General features: G+C 64.5%; 14 protein-coding genes. 5 read left to right on the forward strand and 9 right to left on the reverse strand.

Annotation, left to right across the window (positions count from 1 at the left end; all coding sequences use genetic code 11):
• Positions 1-10: 10 nt before the first annotated feature.
• The 4 genes from ACIPHN_RS00285 to ACIPHN_RS00300 form a co-directional block, all read right to left on the reverse strand.
• Positions 11-1,225 carry a TIGR03364 family FAD-dependent oxidoreductase gene (locus ACIPHN_RS00285; RefSeq protein ID WP_400431071.1) on the reverse strand — a complete coding sequence of 405 codons (1,215 nt, stop codon included), beginning with the start codon at positions 1,223-1,225 and terminating at the stop codon, positions 11-13.
• Positions 1,226-1,381: 156 nt separating this feature from the next.
• A complete protein-coding gene (locus ACIPHN_RS00290; RefSeq protein ID WP_400431074.1) occupies positions 1,382-2,416 on the reverse strand; it encodes a putative 2-aminoethylphosphonate ABC transporter substrate-binding protein in 1,035 nt (344 codons plus the stop codon).
• 91 nt (positions 2,417-2,507) lie between these two features.
• Entirely contained in the window at positions 2,508-4,271 is a 1,764-nt protein-coding gene (locus tag ACIPHN_RS00295) for a putative 2-aminoethylphosphonate ABC transporter permease subunit (protein ID WP_400431076.1), read from the reverse strand.
• 12 nt (positions 4,272-4,283) lie between these two features.
• Positions 4,284-5,393 carry a putative 2-aminoethylphosphonate ABC transporter ATP-binding protein gene (locus tag ACIPHN_RS00300; protein ID WP_400433108.1) on the reverse strand — a complete coding sequence of 370 codons (1,110 nt, stop codon included), beginning with the start codon at positions 5,391-5,393 and terminating at the stop codon, positions 4,284-4,286.
• A gap of 292 nt (positions 5,394-5,685) precedes the next feature.
• Here ACIPHN_RS00300 and ACIPHN_RS00305 point away from each other — a divergent pair, with 292 nt between their 5' ends.
• From ACIPHN_RS00305 to ACIPHN_RS00315, 3 genes are all read left to right on the forward strand, one after another.
• Positions 5,686-6,210: a TonB C-terminal domain-containing protein gene (locus ACIPHN_RS00305; protein WP_400431079.1), complete on the forward strand. Its 525-nt coding sequence runs from the start codon at positions 5,686-5,688 to the stop codon at positions 6,208-6,210.
• A 227-nt stretch (positions 6,211-6,437) separates the two neighbouring features.
• Complete coding sequence (locus ACIPHN_RS00310) at positions 6,438-8,357, forward strand: SurA N-terminal domain-containing protein (protein ID WP_400431082.1); 1,920 nt, start codon at positions 6,438-6,440, stop codon at positions 8,355-8,357.
• A 439-nt stretch (positions 8,358-8,796) separates the two neighbouring features.
• Complete coding sequence (locus ACIPHN_RS00315) at positions 8,797-9,516, forward strand: glutamine amidotransferase (RefSeq protein WP_400431085.1); 720 nt, start codon at positions 8,797-8,799, stop codon at positions 9,514-9,516.
• Between the two features lie 78 nt (positions 9,517-9,594).
• Here the strand turns inward: ACIPHN_RS00315 and ACIPHN_RS00320 are convergent, their stop codons facing one another.
• Positions 9,595-10,218: an arylesterase gene (locus tag ACIPHN_RS00320; RefSeq protein WP_400433110.1), complete on the reverse strand. Its 624-nt coding sequence runs from the start codon at positions 10,216-10,218 to the stop codon at positions 9,595-9,597.
• A gap of 52 nt (positions 10,219-10,270) precedes the next feature.
• On the opposite strand from ACIPHN_RS00320, the gene ACIPHN_RS00325 reads away from it, so the two are divergent.
• Positions 10,271-10,963, forward strand: coding sequence for an ABC transporter ATP-binding protein (locus ACIPHN_RS00325; protein ID WP_400431088.1), 693 nt, complete (start codon positions 10,271-10,273; stop codon positions 10,961-10,963).
• A 6-nt stretch (positions 10,964-10,969) separates the two neighbouring features.
• On the opposite strand, the gene ACIPHN_RS00330 is transcribed toward ACIPHN_RS00325, so the two are convergent.
• The 3 genes from ACIPHN_RS00330 to ACIPHN_RS00340 all read right to left on the reverse strand — a co-directional run bounded on the left by ACIPHN_RS00330 (position 10,970) and on the right by ACIPHN_RS00340 (position 14,889).
• Positions 10,970-11,914: a DMT family transporter gene (locus ACIPHN_RS00330; RefSeq protein ID WP_400431091.1), complete on the reverse strand. Its 945-nt coding sequence runs from the start codon at positions 11,912-11,914 to the stop codon at positions 10,970-10,972.
• Complete coding sequence (locus ACIPHN_RS00335) at positions 11,868-13,436, reverse strand: NAD(P)H-hydrate dehydratase (protein WP_400431094.1); 1,569 nt, start codon at positions 13,434-13,436, stop codon at positions 11,868-11,870. Before ACIPHN_RS00335 ends, ACIPHN_RS00330 begins: the two co-directional genes overlap by 47 nt.
• 181 nt (positions 13,437-13,617) lie before the next feature.
• Positions 13,618-14,889: an FAD-dependent oxidoreductase gene (locus ACIPHN_RS00340; protein ID WP_400431097.1), complete on the reverse strand. Its 1,272-nt coding sequence runs from the start codon at positions 14,887-14,889 to the stop codon at positions 13,618-13,620.
• Positions 14,890-15,367: 478 nt separating this feature from the next.
• Between ACIPHN_RS00340 and purL the strand changes: the two genes are divergently transcribed.
• Positions 15,368-19,393 carry a phosphoribosylformylglycinamidine synthase gene (gene purL / locus ACIPHN_RS00345; RefSeq protein ID WP_400431100.1) on the forward strand — a complete coding sequence of 1,342 codons (4,026 nt, stop codon included), beginning with the start codon at positions 15,368-15,370 and terminating at the stop codon, positions 19,391-19,393.
• Positions 19,394-19,539: 146 nt separating this feature from the next.
• On the opposite strand, the gene ACIPHN_RS00350 is transcribed toward purL, so the two are convergent.
• Positions 19,540-20,661, reverse strand: coding sequence for a porin (locus tag ACIPHN_RS00350; RefSeq protein WP_400431103.1), 1,122 nt, complete (start codon positions 20,659-20,661; stop codon positions 19,540-19,542).
• Between the last annotated feature and the right edge of the window lie 435 nt (positions 20,662-21,096).

A 21,096-nucleotide genomic window follows, 5' to 3' on the forward strand; every position in this document is an offset into this window, starting at 1 on the left:
AAGGGAAGGCTCAGGCCAGGGCCGTGGCTGGTGCCGGGGTGGCTGTCGGCGCGGGCAGGGCCTCGCCGGCCAGCAGCGAGCGGATCACGCGTTCGCCCAGGCCCAGGCCGACGCTCATGCCGATGCCGGTATGCATCAGCACCACCGAGGTACGTTCGTCGATGGCCAGCGCCGAGAACGGACCAGGTCCCTTGCTGCCATAGACGCCTTGCCAGCGCTCGATCACCTTCACGCGCGTGGCCAGGGTGTGTTCCACCAGGCCCAGCATGAGCTCGTCGATTTCCTCGCTGTTGAAGGGCGGGGCGTCGCTGCCGTAGTGGTGCGAATCGCCGACGATGAGTTCCTGGTAGGGCGTGGGGCTGACCAGCAGGTGGATGCCGTGCTTGTTGAGCAAGGGCGCATTGGCCTCGATCTCGGCATGCACCGCGCGTGCGGTGGGCAGGTCGGAGAAGGCGCCATAGTGGGTGCAGGACAGGCCGGTCAGCACCGCATGGGTCAGCGGCAGGGCTTCTTCGGTCTTCAGGCGCAGCATCTGCAGGCGGCATTGCTTCAGGTTCATCGGTTGCAGGCGGTCGGCAAACAGCGTCACGTAGTCGTGGCCCGAGCAAACCACCACACGTTCGGCGCGGAACTCGCCGGCCGAGGTCGACAGGCGGCCATCGGCGGTGCCATGCACCTGGGTATTGAAGCGGAAATGCACCCCCTGCGAATGCAGATAGGCCACCAGGGCCGGCATGGCTTCGCGGGAATACAGTTGCAGGTCTTCGGTGCCATGCAGGGCGGCACGGTGATGGCGGAAACGGCCGTTGTAGAGGGCGTCGAGCTTCTCGCCTTCGAGCAGGCTGGCGCGGTAGTCGTACTGGCGCGCGCGCACCATCATGAATTCCTGCAGGACCTCATGTTCGGCCTGGCTGCGGGCAAACAGCAGGGTGCCCGCTTCACGGGCGCTGAAGTGGGCGCGGGCAGCCAGGTGCAGCCAGATGGCGCGGCTCTCGCGCGCCAGGTCCAGCATGATGCCGGGGGGCTGGCCGGTGACCAGGCCCATGCCGAAGTTGCGCACGGAAGCGCCCAGGGGCGTACCGGTACGTTCGAAAACGGCCACGCGCAGGCCGCGCTTGACGGCGGCATAGGCGTGCGCCAGGCCCAGGATGCCCGAGCCGACCACGGCCAGGTCGACGTGCTGGGGATCGTGGGCGCTGCTCTGGGAGGGGGTGTTGCTTGTCATGGGAAATACTCCATCGGATACGTTGCGAGATGTCGTGCTGCCTGTTCTGGGCGGGCGCTCTGGTGGCGTCCTGCGGGTGCTGCGCATCCTCTCTGCCTGCCGCCGCAGCGGCTGCGGCGGCAGGGGTCGTGCATGGGGTCGTCAGGCAGGCCTGGCTTATTGCTTCTTCTCGGACTTGCTTTCGTAGCGCTTGCTCCACTCGGTCAGGATGCGATCACGCTGGGTGCTGGCCCAGGTGAAGTCGTTCTTGACCAGGCGCTTCTCGTAGTCGGCCGGCAGCAGTTCATCCGGCTTGGCGATGCCGGGGATGGCGACCACGGCGAAGTTCTTTTCATACAGGGCCATGGCTTCCTTGCTGGCGGAAAAATCGGCCAGCTTCTTGGCGGCTTCCAGGTGCTTGCTGCCCTTGACGATGGCGGTGGCTTCGATGTCCCAGCCCAGGCCTTCGGCCGGCAGGATCACGTCGATGGGCGCGCCTTCCTTCTTGGTCTTCACGGCGCGGTACTCAAAGGCGATACCGATGGGGAATTCGCCGGTGGCGGCCTGCTTGCAGGGCTTGGAGCCGGAGTGGGTGTACTGGCCGATGTTCTTGTGCAGGGCGTCCATGTAGGCCCAGCCCTTGTCTTCGCCCATCATCTGCAGCCAGGCCGAGACGTCCAGGTAGCCGGTGCCGGAGGAGGCCGGATTGGGCATGACGATCTTGCCGGCGTAGACCGGCTTGGTCAGGTCAGCCCAGGAAGTCGGCTTGGGCAGGCCTTGCTTTTGCGCTTCCACGGTGTTGAAGCAGATGGCCGAGGCCCACACGTCCATGCCGACCCAGGCCGGCGGATTGGCGGCGCTGCGGTACTTGCTGTCGATGGCCGACAGGCCTTGCGGGGCGTAGGGCATGAGCATGCCTTCCTTGTCCAGCAGGGCCAGGCTGGTGGCCGCCAGGCCCCAGACCACGTCGGCTTGCGGATTGGCCTTTTCAGCCAGCAGCTTGGCGGTGACGATGCCGGTGGAGTCGCGCACCCACTTGATCTCGATATCCGGGTTGGCCTTCTGGAAGGCGGCCTGGTAGGCCTTGATCTGGTCCGCTTCGAGGGCGGTGTAGACCGTCAGCGTGGTGGCGGCATGGGCGGCGGTTGCACAGAACAGCGTACCGGCGCCGATCAACGATGCGAGCAGGTTGAACAACTTGGTTTTTTTCATGATGGCCTTCGTGGGTTCAATGGCAGGGTTGAAAAAGCGTGCAAAAGGGCTAGGGTCGTGCAAGTTGGAGCAAGTGGTGGGCGGCGTCGGCTCAGTGTCCGCGAGGACGGCGCCAGGCCTGGGCCCGTGCCAGCCAGCGGCTGCCGGCGGCGTGCATGAGCAGCGAGGCCGCGGCCGAGGTCAGCAGGATCAGCGTGGACATGGCCGCGGCCGGGCCGACGTCGCCGGCGTCATCCATGTTCAGTACCGCCACCGAGGCCAGCACCGTATCGGGCCGGTACAGGAAGATCACCGCCGACACCGTGGTCATCGAGGAGACGAACAGGTAGCGGAAGATCTCCAGCAATTGCGGCAGGCACAGCGGCACGGTCACGCGCAGGAAGGTTTTCAGCAGCGGTACCTTCAGCGACAGCGAGGCGGCTTCGAATTCGGGGTCGAGCTGCTTGAGGGCGGTCACGGCGGTGAGTTGCGCGGTGGTGTAGAAGTGCACCACCGAACAGATCACCAGCAGGCTCATCGTTCCGTAGAGGAAATTGAAGGGATTGGCCGGATGGTTGAAGAACAGCAGGCTGCCCAGGCCCAGCACCAGGCCGGGTACGGCCATCGGCAGGAAGCCGAGCATGCGCAGCAGAGCGCTCAGCCAGGCCTGGCCGCGTGTCTTTTCCATCAGCCAGGCGCCGCTGAAGATGACGATGGTGCCGGTCACGCTGGTGCCGCAGGCCAGTTTCAGGCTGTTCCAGTAGGCCAGCCAGCCGCCGCCGTCCATGTTGTCGAAGTCATAGTGCTGCAGGGTCAGTTGCAGGTTGTAGGGCCACAGCTTGACCAGCGAGGCGCCCATGGCCACCACGATCATCATCAGGATGGCGGAGGCCACCAGCAGCACCGCCAGCAGGTTCACACCATCGCGACGCCAGTCCGGGCGCGGTACGTAGGCTTCGGAGCGGCTGCTCATGTTGGCGCGCTGGCGCCGTTGCAGCCAGTTGTCCAGCGCGAAGGTAAGCAGTGCCGGCACCAGCAGGAGCAGGCCGATCAGCGCCCCACGGCCGAACTGCTGCTGGCCGACCACGGCCTTGTAGGCTTCCACGGCCAGCACGCTGTAGGCGCCGCCGGTGATCTTGGGGACGCCGAAATCGGTGATGGTCAGCGTGAAGACCAGGCACAGCGCACCGAAGACGCCGTAGCGCGTGGCCGGCAGGGTCACCGTCATGAAGGTGCGCCAGCGCGAGGCGCCCATGGCGCTGGCGGCATCGTAGAGACGGCCATCGGCTTGCGACAGGGCCGAGAGCAGGATCATCAGTGCATGCGGGAAGGTGTAGAACACTTCACCCAGCAGGATGCCCCAGAAGCCGTAGATGCTGCCATCCATCCATTCCTTGAACAGGCCCTGGTTGCCGAACAGGTAGATCAGCGCGATGCCGGGCAAGAGCGAGGGCGCCAGCAGTGGCAACAGGCCGATGCCACGCCACAGGCCCTTGAAGGGGATGCAGGTGCGTTGCAGCGCATAGGCGAACAGGTAGGCCAGCGGCACCGTGACCAGCGCCGTGATGGCCGAGACCCAGAGGCTGCGGCCCAGCATGGGCAGGAAATTGATATTGGAAAACAGCGTCACGAAGGGCTGTGTGCCGGCCCAGTTGCCGTCCGGCGTCAGCACTGCCTGGCCCAGGATGAACAGCAGCGGACCCGCCAGACCCAGCAGCAGCAGGGCCAGCAGCAGCCATTTGAGGGCGCCCAGCAGCCATTGGCTGCGATCGGCCTGGCGGGCCGTCGCGACCGGACTGGTGCGATGGGCGTCGTCGATGGTCATGGCCGGTGCTGACGCCGGTGCCGGGGAAGGGAGAGAGGATTGCATCGACATGTCAGCCCGGGCTCACGCGAACACTTGCAGGGCCTGGCGCGGCAGCGCCACCCACAGTCCATCGTTGGCCGGCAGGGCGGCGATGCGTGCATGGGCCTCGTCGCTGACATCGGCCAGCAGGGTCTGGCCGGGCAGGGCGTCGGCGGCCAGTGCCAGGCGATAGCGGTTGCCCAGGTAGATGCGATCGACCACGCGCGCCTGGAAGCGGTTGGAGCTCAGCTCGGTCGGGAACAGATCGACCGCTTCCGGCCGGCAGAACAGGCGACCGCTGGGCAGCTCGGCTTCTTCCGGCTGGATTTCCAGGTGCAGTGCGCCGACGGCCACCTGCGAGCCGGACACGCGGGTGAACGGCAGCCAGTTCGAATGACCGATGAAATCGGCCACGAAGGGCGTGGACGGACGGCGATAGATCTCGGCCGGCGTGCCGAACTGTTCGATGCGGCCATGCTGCATGACGGCGATGCGGTCAGCCATCACCATGGCTTCTTCCTGGTCGTGGGTGACCATCAGGGTGGTGATGCGGAACTGCTTTTGCAGACGGCGGATTTCCAGTTGCAGGTGTTCGCGCACCTGGGCGTCCAGCGCCGAGAGCGGTTCGTCCAGCAGCAGCAGCGAGGGCGACGGCGCCAGCGCGCGGGCCAGCGCCACGCGTTGCTGCTGGCCACCGGACAACTGGCCGGGATACTTGGCCTCGCTACCCGACAGGCCCACCATGGCCAGCATCTCGGCGACGCGCTGGCGACGCTCCTGGCGACCCAGGCGGGTCAGGCCATAGGCCACGTTGTCGGCCACGCACAGATTGGGGAAGAGAGCGTAGGACTGGAACAGGATGCCGTAGTCGCGCGCCTGCGGCGGCAGCCGCGAGATGTCGCGGCCACCGGCATGCAGGCGGCCGGCATCCTGATGCTCCAGGCCGGCGATGGTGCGCAGCAGCGTGGTCTTGCCGCAGCCCGACGGACCCAGCAGGCAGACCATCTCGCCCCGGCGCACATCCAGCGACACGCGGTCCAGGGCGGTGAAGGCGCCAAAGCGCTTTTCGACGTCGCGGACCGACAGGAAGCTGGCCTCGGCGTCATCCGGCAAACAGGCCGGCGCGCTGGCGGCGGAAAGGGTGGTGTGCATCATCGTGGAAATGTCTTCGCTCAGGGTCGCGGGTTGGCTCCGGATGCAGCGCCCGGGCGCATGGGCGGGGCGTGGCAGGGAGTTAAGGCAAGCGGATGGTACGGTGCAAATATGACTGCTGGATGACACCCCCTGCTGTGATAGCGGGCCGATATCCGTGCTATAGATTGAAGTTATGGATGAAGGGTTTTGCGCTGGCGCGCGGGGAATCCCGGGTCGTCAATCTGGTCCAATGGTGCATTGACGCGATGTCGGGGCTGAAGCAAACTCCATCAGCCTGGAGGAGAACAGCATGAACAACAATGAGCGACCCGGACGCCGGCTCGGCGCCCGGCTGGCCGCCTCCGGTCTGGGGGTGGCGACACTGCTGGCGGCCTGCTCGGCGCCGGAAAGCACCCAGCAGGAAAGGGATGCGCTGGCACGCTCCCTGATCGAGCAGAAAAAGACCACCAGCGACGGCACCTCCACGGCCACCTCTGCGGACGGCTACAAGGTCGACCTGGCCAAGCGCATTTCCCAGGTCAATTTCACCCAGGTCTATGTCGAGCGGCCGCAGGCCTTGTTGCGCTCGGTCATCGTGATCAAGTACATCGTCGACGGCGAGGGAAGGCTGGTGGCCAGCGAAATCCTGCGCAGCAATCGCGACAAGGCGGCCGAGGCCAGTGCCATGGGCAGCTTGAAGAGCGCCTCGCCTTTCCCCAAGCCACCTCCGGCCCTGCTCAGGAACGGTCGTATCGAATTATCCGAAAGTTGGTTGTTCAATAACGATGGCCGCTTCCAGTTGCGCAGCGTGGCCCTGGCCCAGATGGGCGAGTAAGGGGCAGTACGCGGTAGTAAGGGCAGGCTGCCGGAGTGCCGCAGGGCATTGGCATGTGTATAATGTCGCGCGTGCACGACGGTGTGCGTTGTGCGTCCCAGGCCGCCGGGCCTGCGCCGGATCAGGGCGAACGCGAGTTCGCCTTTTTTATTACCGGTTGCGGCACGGGGCGGCGTGGCAGCGCATGCGCACCTTCTTTGACCGGATCGTTTATTGATTGGCTATTCATGTTTGAATTCATTCGTACCCACCAGCGCCTGATGCAGTTCCTGCTGTTGCTGTTCATCTTCCCGTCGTTCGCCTTCTTCGGCCTGGAAGGCTATAGCCGCCTGACCGACGAAAGTGGCGTGGCCAAGGTGGCCGGCCAGACCATTTCCAAGGAAGAATGGGATGCCGCACATCGCCAGCAGCTGGACCGTATGCGCCAGACGTATGGCAACCAGTTCGATGCCAAGATCTTCGACAGCCCGCAGGCGCGTCGCGCCATCCTGGACAACCTGATCGCCCAGCGCGCCCTGGGCGCCGAAGTGGTGGCCAGCAAGCTGGTGGTGCAGGATGATGTGCTGCAGCAGAGCATCCGCCAGATCCCCGGCCTGACCAAGGCCGACGGCAGCTTCGACAACGAGCAATACCGCGTGCTGCTGGCCGCCCAGGGCTTGAATCCCAAGTCCTATGAAGCCGGCCTGCGCCGTGAGATGGCCGTGCAGCAACTCAATGCCGCCATCCAGAGCACTGCCTTCGCACCGCGCAGCGTCGCCGCCAACCTGTCGGACCTGAACGACCAGGAACGCACGGTGCAGATGCTCAATTTCAAGCCCGACACCTACGCCGCCCAGGTCAAGGTGACCGATGAGATGCTCAAGGCCTACTACGACAAGAACGGCCCGCGCTTCGAGACCCCGGAACAGGCCGATATCGAATACGTGGTGCTCGATGCCGCCGCCGTGGCCGCCCAGTCGGCCGTCACCGACGACGACATCAAGTCTTACTACGAGCAGAACAAGAAGCAGTACGTCACCGAAGAACAGCGTCGCGCCAGCCACATCCTGATCACCGTCAACAAGGATGCCTCGGCCGCTGACAAGGCTGCCGCCAAGGCCAAGGCCGAAGGCCTGGTGGCGCAGCTGCGCAAGAACCCGGGCGACTTCGCCAAGCTGGCCAAGGCCAACTCGCAGGATCCCGGTTCGGCCGAAAACGGTGGCGACCTGGGTTACTTTGGCAAGGGCGCCATGGTCAAGCCCTTCGAAGATGCCGCCTTCAGCCTGAAGCAGGGCGAGATCAGCGATCCGGTGGAGTCCGACTTCGGTTACCACGTCATCGAAGTGACCGGCATCAAGGCCGCTGCCGTCAAGTCGCTGGATGCCGTCAAGGACGAGATCGGTGGCGAGATCAAGAAGCAGATCGCCGCCAAGAAGTTCTCCGAGATGGCCGACCAGTTCGGCAACCTGGTCTATGAGAACGGCGACAGCCTCAAGGCCGTCTCTGACAAGCTCAAGCTGAAGATCCAGACCGCGACCGGTGTGACCCGTACGCCCAATGCGGCTGCAGCCGCGGCGGTCTACAACAATCCCAAGTTCCTGACCGCGCTGTTTACCGACGACGTGATCAAGGCCAAGCACAATACCGAAGCCGTGCAAGCCGCGCCCAATACCCTGATCGCCGGCCGCATCACCAGCTACAAGCCGGTGGCCAAGCGTCCCTTCGAGGAGGTCAAGGCCGACGTGCAGAAAGCCGTGCTGGCCCAGGAAGAACAGGCACTGGCGGTCAAGGCCGGCCAGGAGCGCCTGGCGCAATTGCAGGCCAAGGATGATGGTGCCGGCTTCAGCGAAGCCAAGGTGGTCTCGCGCGTGAAGGCCGAGGGCTGGACCCAGGAAGCCTTCAATGCCGTCATGAAGGCTGATGTCGCCAAGTTGCCGGCCTATGTCGGCGCCGAGACGTCTGGTTTGGGTTACCAGGTCTACCGCATCAGCAAGGTCGAGCAGCCCAAGGTGGTCGACGCCGCTCGCCGCAAGACCGAGCAGGAGCAGATCGGTAATGTGCTGTCGCAACAGGAAGCCCTGGCTTACCTGGACTACCTGCGCGAAAAGGCCAAGACCAAGCTGTTGAAGGGCGCCGCGACCGTGAGCGCTGATGACGCCGCCAAGTGATCCCGGACGGGGCATGCGCGCACCGGGATCGTGAATCGGCGCGCAGCTCCGCACTGTGCAGGGGAGTTGTCGGCATGTCCGCCACAATTTACTAAAATATTTACCGAGGCCGCTTTTCCAGCGGCCTTTTTTGTTTCATCATGGACACTGGCGCAGCCTGCAAGCGGGATGCACAGGAGAAACGGGTTCGGGGATGGGCCTTTTTCTGTTGCTGTTCCTGCGTGTTTCAGCAGCTTTTCACTGGGCGAGAAAATGCACATATTGTGCTGCCGAAGTGAAAATCATGTCATCCGCATGCAATCTTGCGCCGTTTCCGGAATAAACGGCTGCCGTAAAGTTATCGCTGCCTCCAGTCGAATTCGAAAGGCATCGCATGGCGTGTTTCCCACAAGGAATGCGTCCGATGCAATGATTTGCCCTGAATACCGACCACGTTTTTATGCCAGCTCCAGTCCTGATCATCCAAACCGGCGATGCCAATCCCATTCTCAAGAACAGCTATGGCGGTTATGCGCAGCAGATAGGTTGCGCCGCCGGGCTGTGCCATACCGAACTCGAAGTCGTGACCGTCTATGAAGGGGAGTTCCCATCCTGCCCGCGCACCTACCGGGCGGTCTTCATCACCGGCTCGCCGGCCATGGTGACCGACAAGGAAGACTGGAGCGAACGCACCGCCGAATGGATCCGCGACGCCGCCGATCTGGATACGCCGATGTTCGGCATCTGCTACGGCCACCAGTTGCTGACCCACGCCTTCGGCGGCGAGGTCGGCTACAACCCGGCCGGCCGGGCGGCGGGCACCATGTGTGTGGAAACGCTGGACTGCTGCCGCCAGGATGAATTGCTGGGTGTGCTGCCGGAGGCCTTCCCGGCCCACATGCTGCACATGCAGTCGGTCTTGCGTCCGGCCAAGGATGCCATCGTGATGGCACGCTCGCCGATGGATCCGCACCATGTCATCAAGCACAAGCACAACGTCTATTCGACCCAGTTCCACCCGGAGTTCTCACCCGAGTTCGTGCGCGCCCACCTGCATTACTACGCCGATATCTACCGTGGTTGCGGCATCGATGCCGAGGCCCTGTCGGAGAGGGTGAGCGCTACACCGCAGTCGACCGGTCTGCTGCGGCGCTTCCTGGAGTTGTACGCGCGTCACTGAGCCGCCGCGCCCTGTGCGCAGCATGCAAAGAGCCCCTCTGTCCTGGCAGGCAGAGGGGCTCTTTGCGTTGGCGGGGCATCATTTCAGGCCCAGCAGGGGCTTGAGCTGTGGCCAGACGTTGTTGAGCAGCCTGGGCTGGGCCTGTTCGTTGGGGTGGATGCGATCAGCCTGGAACAGCGAAAGATCGGCGGCGATGCCTTCCATGAAGAAGGGGACCAGGGGCAGCTTGTTCTGCTGCGCCAGATTCTGGTACATCTCGGCGAAGCGCCTTGTGTAGTCCGGGCCATAGTTGGGCGGGATCTGCATGCCCACCAGCAGCACGCGCGCCTTGTATTGCCGGGCCAGATCAATCATGGCTTGCAGGTTGTCCTGGCTGGCCTTGAGCGAGAGGCCGCGCAGGGCGTCGTTGCTGCCCAGTTCGATCACCAGTACCTGGGGCTTGTGCTGTTCCATCAGGGCCGGCAGCCGGTTCTTGCCGCCGATGGTGGTGTCGCCGCTGATGCTGGCATTGACCACGGTGGTCTCGAGCTTGTCCTGCTGCAGCCGTTGTTGCAGCAGGCTGGCCCAGCCACGACCGCGCTCCAGACCGTATTCGGCCGACAGGCTGTCGCCGAGCACGAGCAGGTTTTTTGGGGCAGAATAAGCGCTCGTCGCCGCCAGTATCAGGGCGATGCCCGCCAGTAGCCGCAACAGCCCGGCCATGATGCCGTTGCGCGCCGCGCCTGTCCCGGATCCTCTTGCCTGAATGCCTTGCATGCCCGCTTCCGCTCCCGTTGTTCCTGCCATTGAAGTCCTTCAGTTATCCAAACGTGTGGCCGATGTCTCGGCCGATTCCGGCCAGTTGACCATCCTCGACGGCATCGATTTTACCGTGGCTGCCGGGACCACGCTGGCCATCGTCGGTGCGTCCGGCTCGGGCAAGTCGACCCTGCTGGGCCTGCTGGCCGGTCTGGATACGCCCAGCGAAGGCTCCGTGCGGCTGGACGGCGAGGATATCTACGCCCTCGATGAAGACGGCCGCGCCAGCCTGCGCAAGCGCAAGCTGGGCTTCGTGTTCCAGTCCTTCCAGTTGCTGGGCCACCTCAATGCGCTGGAAAACGTCATGCTGCCGCTGGAGCTGCGCGGCGACAGCCAGGCGCGGGCCAAGGCCGAGAAGATGCTGGGGCGGGTGGGCCTGGGTAGCCGTCTGAAGCACTATCCCAAATATCTCTCCGGTGGCGAGCAGCAGCGCGTGGCGCTGGCGCGCGCCTTCGTCACCGAGCCGCCGCTGCTGTTTGCCGACGAACCCACCGGCAGCCTCGATGCGGTCACCGGTGAGGCGGTGATCCAGCTGATGTTCGAGTTGAACCAGGAGCGCGGTTCCACCCTGGTGCTGGTCACCCACGACAGTTCCATCGCCGCGCGCTGTGCGCGCACCATCACCATCGCGGCAGGTCGCCTGGCCTGATCCTGATCAGACCGATTCCATGGGATCGGCCGGTGGCAGCGGATGGGCGCGCTTGTGCTCGATGTAGGCGATGCCGATGCCGCTGGCGCAGATGATGGCGATGCCCAGTACCGTCAGGCTGTCCGGGAACTGCCCGAACACCAGCCAGCCCATGGCCGAGGCCGAGATGATCTGGGCATAGAAGAAGGGCGTCAGCACCGAGGCCTCGGCATGCTTGTAGGCCGTATTCTGCAGGAAGTGGCCCACCGTGCTGGTGATGCCGGTGGAGACCAGGATCGCCAGCTCGATGGCTGTGGGCGTATGGCTGCTCCAGAAGAAAGGCACCATCAGCGTCGACAGCACGCTGCCCACCAGCGCGCCATAGAACAGCGTCACCATCGGATTGTCGGCCTGGCTGGCCTTGCGGTTGAGGATGGACATGAAAGCCATCGTCAATGCCGATACCAGCCCCAGCGCCACGCCATGCGGCGGGATGTCACCACTGGGGCGGATCACGATGAGCATGCCGGTAAAGCCGATCAGCACCGCAATCCAGCGTGAGACGTAGCTGCGCTCGCCCAGCAACCAGGGCGAGATCGCCAGCACGATCAGCGGCGCGCAGAAATTCATCGCCGTGCCTTCGGCCAGCGGCACGATCTTGAGCACCGAAAAGAAGATCAGCGTCGATGCCAGCAACAGCGTGCCCCGTCCCAGCTGCAGCCCGAGCCGGTTGGAGTGCAGGATGCTGCGTCCATGGCGGCGCCGGTACAGCGGCGCCAGGGTGGCGGCCATGAAGAGCAGGTTGATGGTGTAGCGCATCCACGCGATCATCACCACGTGGTAACCAGCCTGGGCCAGCAGCTTGCCGGCGGTGTCCAGCAGAGAGAGCGTCCACAGTCCCGAGATCAGGAACAGGATGCCCAGCTTATGGGTGCGTGCGATGTGCGGGTGCGGCAGGACGGCGCTGGACATGGTCTCGGATGATCTGGTTGAACACGGCTCTGATGGCCGGGATGAATTCGCTGGCGGTCAATCCCACCGGACCCAGGCCCGCGGCCACCAGCCGGTCGGCGGCGGCGCCATGGATCCAGGTGGCGGCCAGGGCGGCGGCGCGGGTGGGCCAGCCCTGCGCCAGCAAGGCGCCGCACAGGCCCGAGAGCACGTCGCCGGTACCGGCCGTGGAGAGCGCCGGATTGCCGCTGGGATTGATGGCAATCTCGCCATCGGGGAAGGCGATCACCGTCCCCGCACCCTTGAGCACGGTGATGGCATTGAACTGTCGCGCCAGGATGCGCGCGGCTTGTGGCCGGTCATGCTGGACTTGCTGGGTGGTGGTGTCGAGCAGGCGCGCTGCCTCCAGTGGATGCGGCGTGATGATGCTCACCGAGGGCGCGCCGGGCTGGCTGCGGCGGTGCAGCCTGTGCTGCAGGATCGGTTCGGCCGAGATCAGGTTCAGGGCATCGGCATCGAGGACGATGTCGGCTTCGCTCTCCAGCGCCCGCGCCAGGATGTCGTGGGCGTGGCGCGAGGTGCCCATGCCGGGGCCTATCACCAGTGCCGCGCTGGCGCCGAACTCGACGCGGTCGGCCAGGCGGAACATGAGTTCGGGATGCTTGTCGTCATAGGCCTGGCCTTCGTCGACGAAGGCCAGGTAGACCCGTCCGGCGCCGCCGAAGGCCGCGGTACGGGCCGCCAGCACCGGCGCGCCGGCCATGCCGCGGGCGCCGCCGACCACGATGACATCGCCATAGCTGCCCTTGTGGGAGTTGTTGGCACGCGGCTTGAGCTCGGTGGCGAAATAGTGCGGGCCGTTGAGGAAGGCGCCCGTAGGAAGATATTCGCTCGCGCCGCTCTCCAGCGTATCGACGGTGATCTGGCCGCTATGGTCGCTGCCATCGCAGGTATGCAGGCCCGGCTTGTCGCCGATGAACGTGAGGGTGTGGGTGGCTTGCACGGCACGGCCTTCGACACCACCGACGATGCTGCCAGTATCGGCGTTCAGGCCGCTGGGGACATCGACCGACAGTACCGGGCAACGCAGGCTGTTGACGTAATCGATGATGGCACCCAGCTTGGCGCCGGGCGGGCGGGCCAGGCCGATGCCGAACAGGCCATCGATCACCAGCGCCCAGGACTGCTGGCGCAGGCCGGCCTCGGTGAGATCGTCGATGAACTGGATCTCGGCTTCGCGGGCTCGGGCCAGGGCGCGACGCGCATCCTCGGGCTGGCGGGCTTCGTCGGCATGTAGCTGCACGGCCACGTCGATGCCGGCTTCTTCCAGCAGGCAGGCGGCTTCCAGGGCATCGCCCCCATTGTTGCCGGGCCCGGCCAGGATCAGCACCAGAGGCGAAGCGGCGGTGGCCGAACACAGCAGTTGCTGGGCCAGTTCGGCAATGGCGGCGCCGGCACGCGACATCAGGGTATAGGGCGGCAAGGCCGACAAGGCCTCTTGTTCGATTCGGCGGATCTCGGCAACGGAATGGAGCGCGCTCATGATCGTGATCGCTGGTGTGTTAGTGCTGCGTGGATGGAGGTCGGATGAGGCAGGGTGCGACGTAAGCAACGCTGTCGATTCTAAGTGAATTATGGGTCACGCGCAGGAGGCAAACCGATGAAAAAAATCGTGCATGACAAATGCCATGCACGATTTCTGGTGACGCCGGGGAGAGTGGAGCTCAGGCCAGTACGTCGCGCGGCAGGAAGCCTTCGACCGGGATCTCGGTCTGTTCACCCGCCACCAGGTCGCTCAGCAGGCGCGCCGAACCGACGCTGGCGGCCCAGCCGGTGGGGCCATGGCCGACGTTGACGAAGATGTTGCCGTGGCGGGTCGGCCCGAACAGCGGCAGGCCATGCGGCAAGAGGGCCATGGTATTGCTCCAGAAGTGGGCCTGGTTGTAGTTGGCCGCATTCGGATAGTAGTCGCCGGCGATCTTGAGCAGGTTGCGCAAGGCCTTGGGCGGGATGGTCTTGGAGGGCGGTACGAAGCCCAGCAGGCCGGTGATGCGGATGCGCCCGCCCAGGCGGGTCATGGCGACCTTGTAGCTGTCATCGAACAGGGCCATGCTGGGAGCATCGTCGGGATTCTTGACCGGGACCAGCGCCGAATAGCTTTGCAGGGCGCGCAGGGGCAGGGCGGTATCGAGCGGCTGCAGCAGGCTGGCACTGGACATGCCGGCGGCCACCACCACCGCATCCACGGTCAGTTGCGACGCCAGTTGCGGCGATTGCACCTCCAGCGCCACGCGGCCGCCGAACTCGGCGCGGATGGCCGTGACGGTCGAGTCGAAGTGGAAGCTCACCCCCAGTTGTTGCGCTGCATTGCGCATCTGCTTGGCAAAGAGCACGCAATTGCCGGCGACGTCGTCGGGATAGTAGAGCGCGCCCGCCAGCGTGGCTTCAGACGAGAAGGCCGGCTCCAGCGTGCGCATGGCGGCCGCATCCAGGCCCTGGTGCTTGTACTCGCATTGCTGCGCTGCTTCCTGCATCGCGGCCATGCGCGCTGCTTCGCTGGGCTGGCGGAACAGGTGGAACACGCCCTCGCTGTTCTCGTGCTCCATGTTGTAATGGGCTTGCAATTGCAGCGTGAGCGACTGGCCGTAGGACGACAGGCGCGACAGGTGCAGCTTGTTCTCGGCGAAATGCTGCTGCTGGGCCTGGCGGGTCTGGCGCATCCAGCGGCGACGGCTGAAGTCGGTGCCCGATGCCACCAGCACGCGTGGCTCTTCCTTGAAGCGGCAGGCGAAGGTGGCCAGGGCGCCAGGCAGGGTCAGCGGCATGGCCGCTCCCGGTGCCAGCAGGCCGGAGTCGCCGAAGGTGGCTTCTTCGGCCACATGTCCACGGCGCTCGATCACCGCCACTTCATAGCCCTTGGTGGCCAGGAAGTAGGCGCTGCAAATCCCTGAAAGTCCCCCGCCTATCACGGCGATCTGTCGATGTGTGCTCTTCACTCTGTTCGTCTTGGAAGCGCCTGTTGCGCTGTGGTCATGGTCATCGGCTGGCCGGCTCTGGTGGTCGATATCGTCGTGGCGCCGGAGGCGGGCCGGTTTTCCGATGCGGGCCGAATGATACATCGAAATTTCCCTGCCGTTTTCCTTGTCGTTCAGATATTGCCGCAGTGCCACACCCCATGGGGCAGGAGGGCGGCCTGCGCCAGCTGCTCATCAGGGCACAACGCTTGGGCGGGCGTGGCCGATGACAGCGCCCTGCGGCCAAGTGCTCGCTTTGGCTGGGCCTGGAGCGGCGTCCACTGTATAATGCGGGCTTTGCCAGTAGCCGCGCGCACGATCCATCAGTCCGCCGTACCCATGCCTGCAGGGATTTGTTGCCTTGCAATGCCGCATGCCGGTGCGGTCGGTGTCGGTGGACCGATCCCTGCCGCGATGCTGTGACGGTTTCCCGATTCAAGCTAACTGCCTCGACCTCGCCATGCTGATCCTGCCGGGCTCCAATGCCCTTTCCGCTTTCCGTACCCAACGCCTCCTGACCCAATTGCAAGCAGTGGATGCCGCCATCGTCGGCGTGTCCGGCCGCTACCTGCACTTCGTCGATGCCGCCCAGGCCCTGACGCAAGAGGACGAGGCTCGCCTGAACGGCCTGCTGACCTACGGCGATCCCTTCAACGGCAGCGACGAGGGCGATGCCTTCGTGGTGATTCCGCGTTTCGGAACCATCTCGCCATGGGCCAGCAAGGCCACCGACATCGTGCACAACTGCGGCATGGGTCATATCCATCGCGTGGAACGCGGCATCATCTTCCATGTGCAGGTCAAGAGCGGCCTGCTGGGCGGTGCCAAGAAGCTGGCCGAGGCCAGTATCCCGGCCGTGGCCACGCTGCTGCACGACCGCATGACCGAAATCGTGCTGCGTGATCCGCAGCAGGCGGCCGGCCTGTTCTCCGAGCTGCAGGCCAAGCCGCTGGAGAGCGTGGACGTCATCGGCGGCGGCCGTGCCGCCCTGGAAGGCGCCAACGCCGAGCTGGGCCTGGCCCTGTCGGACGACGAGATCGACTACCTGGTGGAGGCCTTCACCAAGGCCCAGCGCAATCCCACCGACGTCGAACTGATGATGTTCGCCCAGGCCAACAGCGAGCACTGCCGTCACAAGATCTTCAACGCCGACTGGACCATCGACGGCGAGAAGCAGGACAAGTCCCTGTTCGGCATGATCAAGAACACCCACCAGCTGGCGCCCAAGGGTACCGTGGTGGCCTATTCGGACAATTCCTCCGTCATCGAGGGTGCCACGGTGTCGCGCTTCTACCAGCGTGGCGCCACCAAGGGCAACGTGTACGAAGCCTCGGAAGAGCTGACCCACATCCTGATGAAGGTGGAAACCCACAACCACCCGACCGCGATCTCGCCGTTCCCGGGCGCCTCCACCGGCGCCGGCGGTGAAATCCGCGACGAAGGCGCCACCGGTCGTGGCTCCAAGCCCAAGGCCGGCCTGACCGGCTTCACCGTCTCCAACCTGATGGTGACCCACGCCGTGCAACCCTGGGAAAACGCCCGTGACGTGGCCCAGCCGGCCGCCGAGCGCGACGCCCATGCCCAGGGCGGCATCTACGGCAAACCCGAGCGCATTGCCTCGCCCCTGCAGATCATGATCGACGGCCCGCTGGGCGGCGCTGCCTTCAACAATGAATTCGGCCGTCCCAACCTGGGCGGTTACTTCCGTACCTACGAGCAGAACGTGGGCGGCCAGGTGATGGGCTACCACAAGCCCATCATGATCGCCGGCGGCATGGGCAACATCTCGGCCAAGCACACCAAGAAGAACGACCTGCCGGTGGGCAGCCTGCTGATCCAGTTGGGTGGTCCCGGCATGCGCATCGGCATGGGCGGCGGAGCCGCCTCCTCGATGGCCACCGGCGTGAATACCGCCGACCTGGACTTCGACTCGGTGCAGCGTGGTAACCCGGAAATGGAACGCCGCGCCCAGGAAGTCATCAACGCCTGCTGGGCGCTGGGTGACGACAACCCCATCCAGTCCATCCACGACGTGGGTGCGGGCGGCCTCTCCAATGCCTTCCCGGAAATCACCAACGACGCCAAGCGCGGCGCCATCTTCGACCTGCGCAAGGTACCCCTGGAAGAGAGCGGCCTGGCCCCGCGCGAGATCTGGAGCAATGAATCCCAGGAGCGCTACGTGCTGGCCATCCTGCCGGAACACCTGGATCTGTTCCAATACCTGTGCGAGCGCGAGCGCGCGCCCTTCGCCGTGGTCGGTACCGCCACCGAAGAGCGCCAGCTGAAGGTGATCGACCCCGAACACAACAACAGCCCCGTGGACATGCCCATGGATGTGCTGCTGGGCAAGCCGCCCAAGATGCACCGCGACGTGCAGCACGTCGAGAAGCAACTGCCGCCGGTCGACCTGACCGGCATGGACCTGGTGGACGTGGCCCAGCGCGTGCTGCGCCTGCCGGCCGTGGCCGACAAGTCCTTCCTGATTACCATCGGTGACCGCAGCGTGGGCGCCATGACCGTGCGTGACCAGATGGTCGGTCCCTGGCAGGTGCCGGTGGCCGACGTGGCCGTGACCGCGATGGGCCTGGAAGGCTATCTCGGCGAAGCCATGGCCATGGGCGAGCGCACCCCGCTGGCGGTGATCGACGCCGCTGCCTCCGGCCGCATGGCCGTGGGTGAAGCCATCACCAACGTGGCTGCCGCACCGATCGCCGAGATCGGCGACATCAAGCTGTCGGCCAACTGGATGGCGGCCTGCGGCCAGCCCGGCCAGGACGCCGCCCTGTTCGACACCGTCAAGGCCGTCGGCATGGAACTGTGCCCGGCGCTGGGCGTGTCCATCCCGGTGGGCAAGGATTCGCTGTCCATGCGCAGCACCTGGAGCGACGACGAGGGCGCCAAGTCGGTGACCTCGCCGGTGTCGCTGATCGTCTCGGCCTTTGCGCCGGTGACCGACGTGCGCCGCGTGCTCACGCCGCAACTGCGCAAGGACAAGGGCGAGACCGCCCTGATCCTGATCGACCTGGGTCGCGGCAAGAACCGCATGGGCGCGTCCGCGCTCACACAAGTCATGCAGCAGATCGGCAACGAGACCCCGGACGTGGATAGCGCCGAGGACCTGAAGGCCTTCTTCAACGCCATCCAGCAACTGAATTCGGAAGAGCGCCTGCTGGCCTACCACGACCGTTCCGACGGCGGCCTCTACGGCACCCTGGTGGAAATGGCCTTTGCTGGTCACACCGGTATCTCGGTCAACCTCGACATCCTGACCATGGAAGGCGAGCACGCTGCCGATTGGGGCGATTCCAAGAACTGGACCACGCAGGTGGCCGAGCGCCGCAACGAACTGACCCTGCGCGCACTGTTCAGCGAAGAGCTGGGTGCGGTCATCCAGGTCCCGGCCGAACAGAAGTCGGACGTCATGAACGTGCTGCGTACCTACAACCTGGGCGCCTGCAGCCATATCATCGGCAAGCTCAACGACCGCGACGTGGTCGAGTTCATGCGCGATGCCAAGAACATCTACAGCCAGCCGCGTGCCGAGCTGCACCGCACCTGGAGCGAGACCAGCTGGCGCATCGCCCGCCTGCGCGACAACCCGGCCTGTGCCGATGCCGAGTACGAGCGCCTGCTGGACGCCGCCGATCCGGGCATGACGCCCAAGCTCTCGTTCGATCCGCAGGAAGACATCGCCGCTCCCTACCTGTCGCTGGGCGCCGCTGCCCGTCCCAAGGTCGCCATCCTGCGCGAGCAGGGCGTGAACTCGCACATCGAGACCGCCTATGCCATGCACAAGGCCGGCTTCACCGCCGTGGACGTGCACATGAGCGACCTGATCGCCAACCGCGCCAAGCTGGATGACTTCAAGGGTTTCATCGCCGTGGGCGGTTTCTCCTACGGCGACGTGCTGGGCGCTGGTGAAGGCTGGGCCAAGACCATCCTGTTCAACGCGCAGCTGGCCGAGCAGTTCTCCCGCTTCTTCCAGCGCCAGGACACCTTCTCGCTGGGTATCTGCAATGGTTGCCAGATGATGAGCAACCTGAAGTCCATGATCCCGGGCGCCGAAGCCTGGCCCAAGTTCACCCGCAACAAGTCCGAGCAGTTCGAGGCGCGTTCCGTGATGGTGGAAGTGGCCGATTCGCCCTCCATCTTCATGCAGGGCATGGCCGGCACCCAGGCGCCGATCGTCACGGCCCACGGTGAAGGTTTTGCCGACTTCTCGCAGACCGGTGACATCGAGAAGGTCATCGTCGGCATGCGCTACATCGATCACCGTGGCGCGGCGACCGAAGCCTATCCGTTCAACCCCAACGGTTCGCCCCAGGGCATTACCTCGGTGACCACCCCGGATGGTCGCTTCACGGTCCTGATGCCGCACGCCGAGCGCGTGTTCCGCACCGTGACCCAATCCTGGCACCCGGAGTCGTGGGGCGAGGATTCGCCGTGGATGCGCATGTTCCGCAATGCCCGCAAGTGGGTGGGCTGATCGCCAGGCCAGGCAACTGACCATGCCCGGGCAACCGGGCAGGCATAAAAAAACGCAGTTCCGAAAGGAACTGCGTTTTTTGTTTTCTGAGTGCAGCGCTCTGACAGTACCGCCACCTCGTGGGCAGCGGTACGCCGGAAGCAGGATCAGAAGATGTGACGGATACCAACGCCCACGGTGGTCATGCTGTTCTTGCCCGAGGCCGAGTTGCTCAGCTCGTACACGGCAGCGTCCTTGGCCTTGTTGTAGTCCACGGTGGTGTAGAGCTGGGTGCGCTTGGACAGGGCGTAGTCAGCCCAGCCGACCAGCGCGTAGCGCTTGCCGTCGCCGACATTGCCCAGGCCGGTGTAGGAGACGTTCTTGCTCTTGTCGTAGTAGAACGCGCCGGTCAGGGTCAGGGCAGCACTGGCCTTGTAGCTGGAGCCGAAGAAGAAGCCATTGTCCTTGCGCTCGTTGCCGGTGGTTGCCGCCACGGTGCTGGCAGTGGTCCAGCCCTTGCTGACATCGCTGTCGGCAGCCATGTAGGCAGCGGTGGTGCCGGTGCTGTCCTTGATGTTGAACCAGCCGCCGAAGATCTTGGCCGGGCCGAAGTCATAGGATGCCGACAGGTTCCAGACGGTGTCCTTGTAGCTGGAGTTGGTGGCGCTCACGGTCTGCTGGAAGCCACCGCCGACGGAGAAGGCGCCAGCGGTGTAGCGCAGGGCGCTGCTGAACTGGCTACCGGTGCGCACGGAGCCGGCGGTTTCGCCGAAGGCCCAGCTGGCGGCGGCCGAGACAGGACCGAAGTCACCGTCGTAGCGAACCATGTTGGGCGTGCGGATCAGGGTGCCGGCGGCCGGCAGCCAGGAGTTGCTGGCATAGTTGCCCACGGTCAGCGGGTCGAAGTGGTCAGCCAGCAGATCGAACAGCGGAGTGTCCTGGCGACCCACGCGGACCTTGCCGAAGCCGCCTTGCAGGCCGACCCAGGATTGACGGCCGAACAGCGCGCCGCCCTGGAGCATGGCGCCGTTATCGCTGCTGAAACCGTTTTCCAGCTGGAACATGGCCTTGAGGCCACCGCCCAGGTCTTCGGTACCCTTGAAACCGATACGGCTGTTGGCAATGGCGCCATTGTCGACACGGATGTTGCTGTCGCCATTGGCGTTGGCATTGTTGAGGTAGTGAATGCTGGTGTCCACGATACCGTAGATGGTCACGTTGGACTGGGCAAACGCCGCGCCGCCGGTGCTCAAGCCGGCTGCCAGCAGCAGCATGGAACTCTTCTTCATAGATGTCTCTCCTGAAACCACGATGTTGTGTTTGTCATGGCGCCGCGGAGCGACCTTGTGTGCCTCCCCCCGAAACGCCCTTGTCGCCGCCGTCCCTTGTGCTTATTGGTGCTGGTGGAACGGGCAGCCTGTCCCCATTTGGAACAGCCACGAAGAATATCAGAACGATGGTTCGCAAAATGCACGATTTTGCATGCAGGAATTATTTTTATATGAATTATTTATAGCATTAATGAATTTATAAAAAATAAATCCAATAAATTTTTTATAAAAATAAACCACTGCTATGGAGCAAGATGAGGCTTTCCCGTTGCCTGGGAGAGGTGTGAAAGTGCAGTTTTTTCAGCGTGCCAGCGAGCCCCTTGCGTGTTCCTTGCGCTGGCGCACCGGAAAGCAATGAAAATCGTAGTCAAAAAGCAACATGCCCGGCAAGGA

Origin of the sequence: Herbaspirillum sp. NPDC087042, assembly GCF_044745245.1 — a bacterium.
Lineage (GTDB): Bacteria > Pseudomonadota > Gammaproteobacteria > Burkholderiales > Burkholderiaceae_D > Herbaspirillum.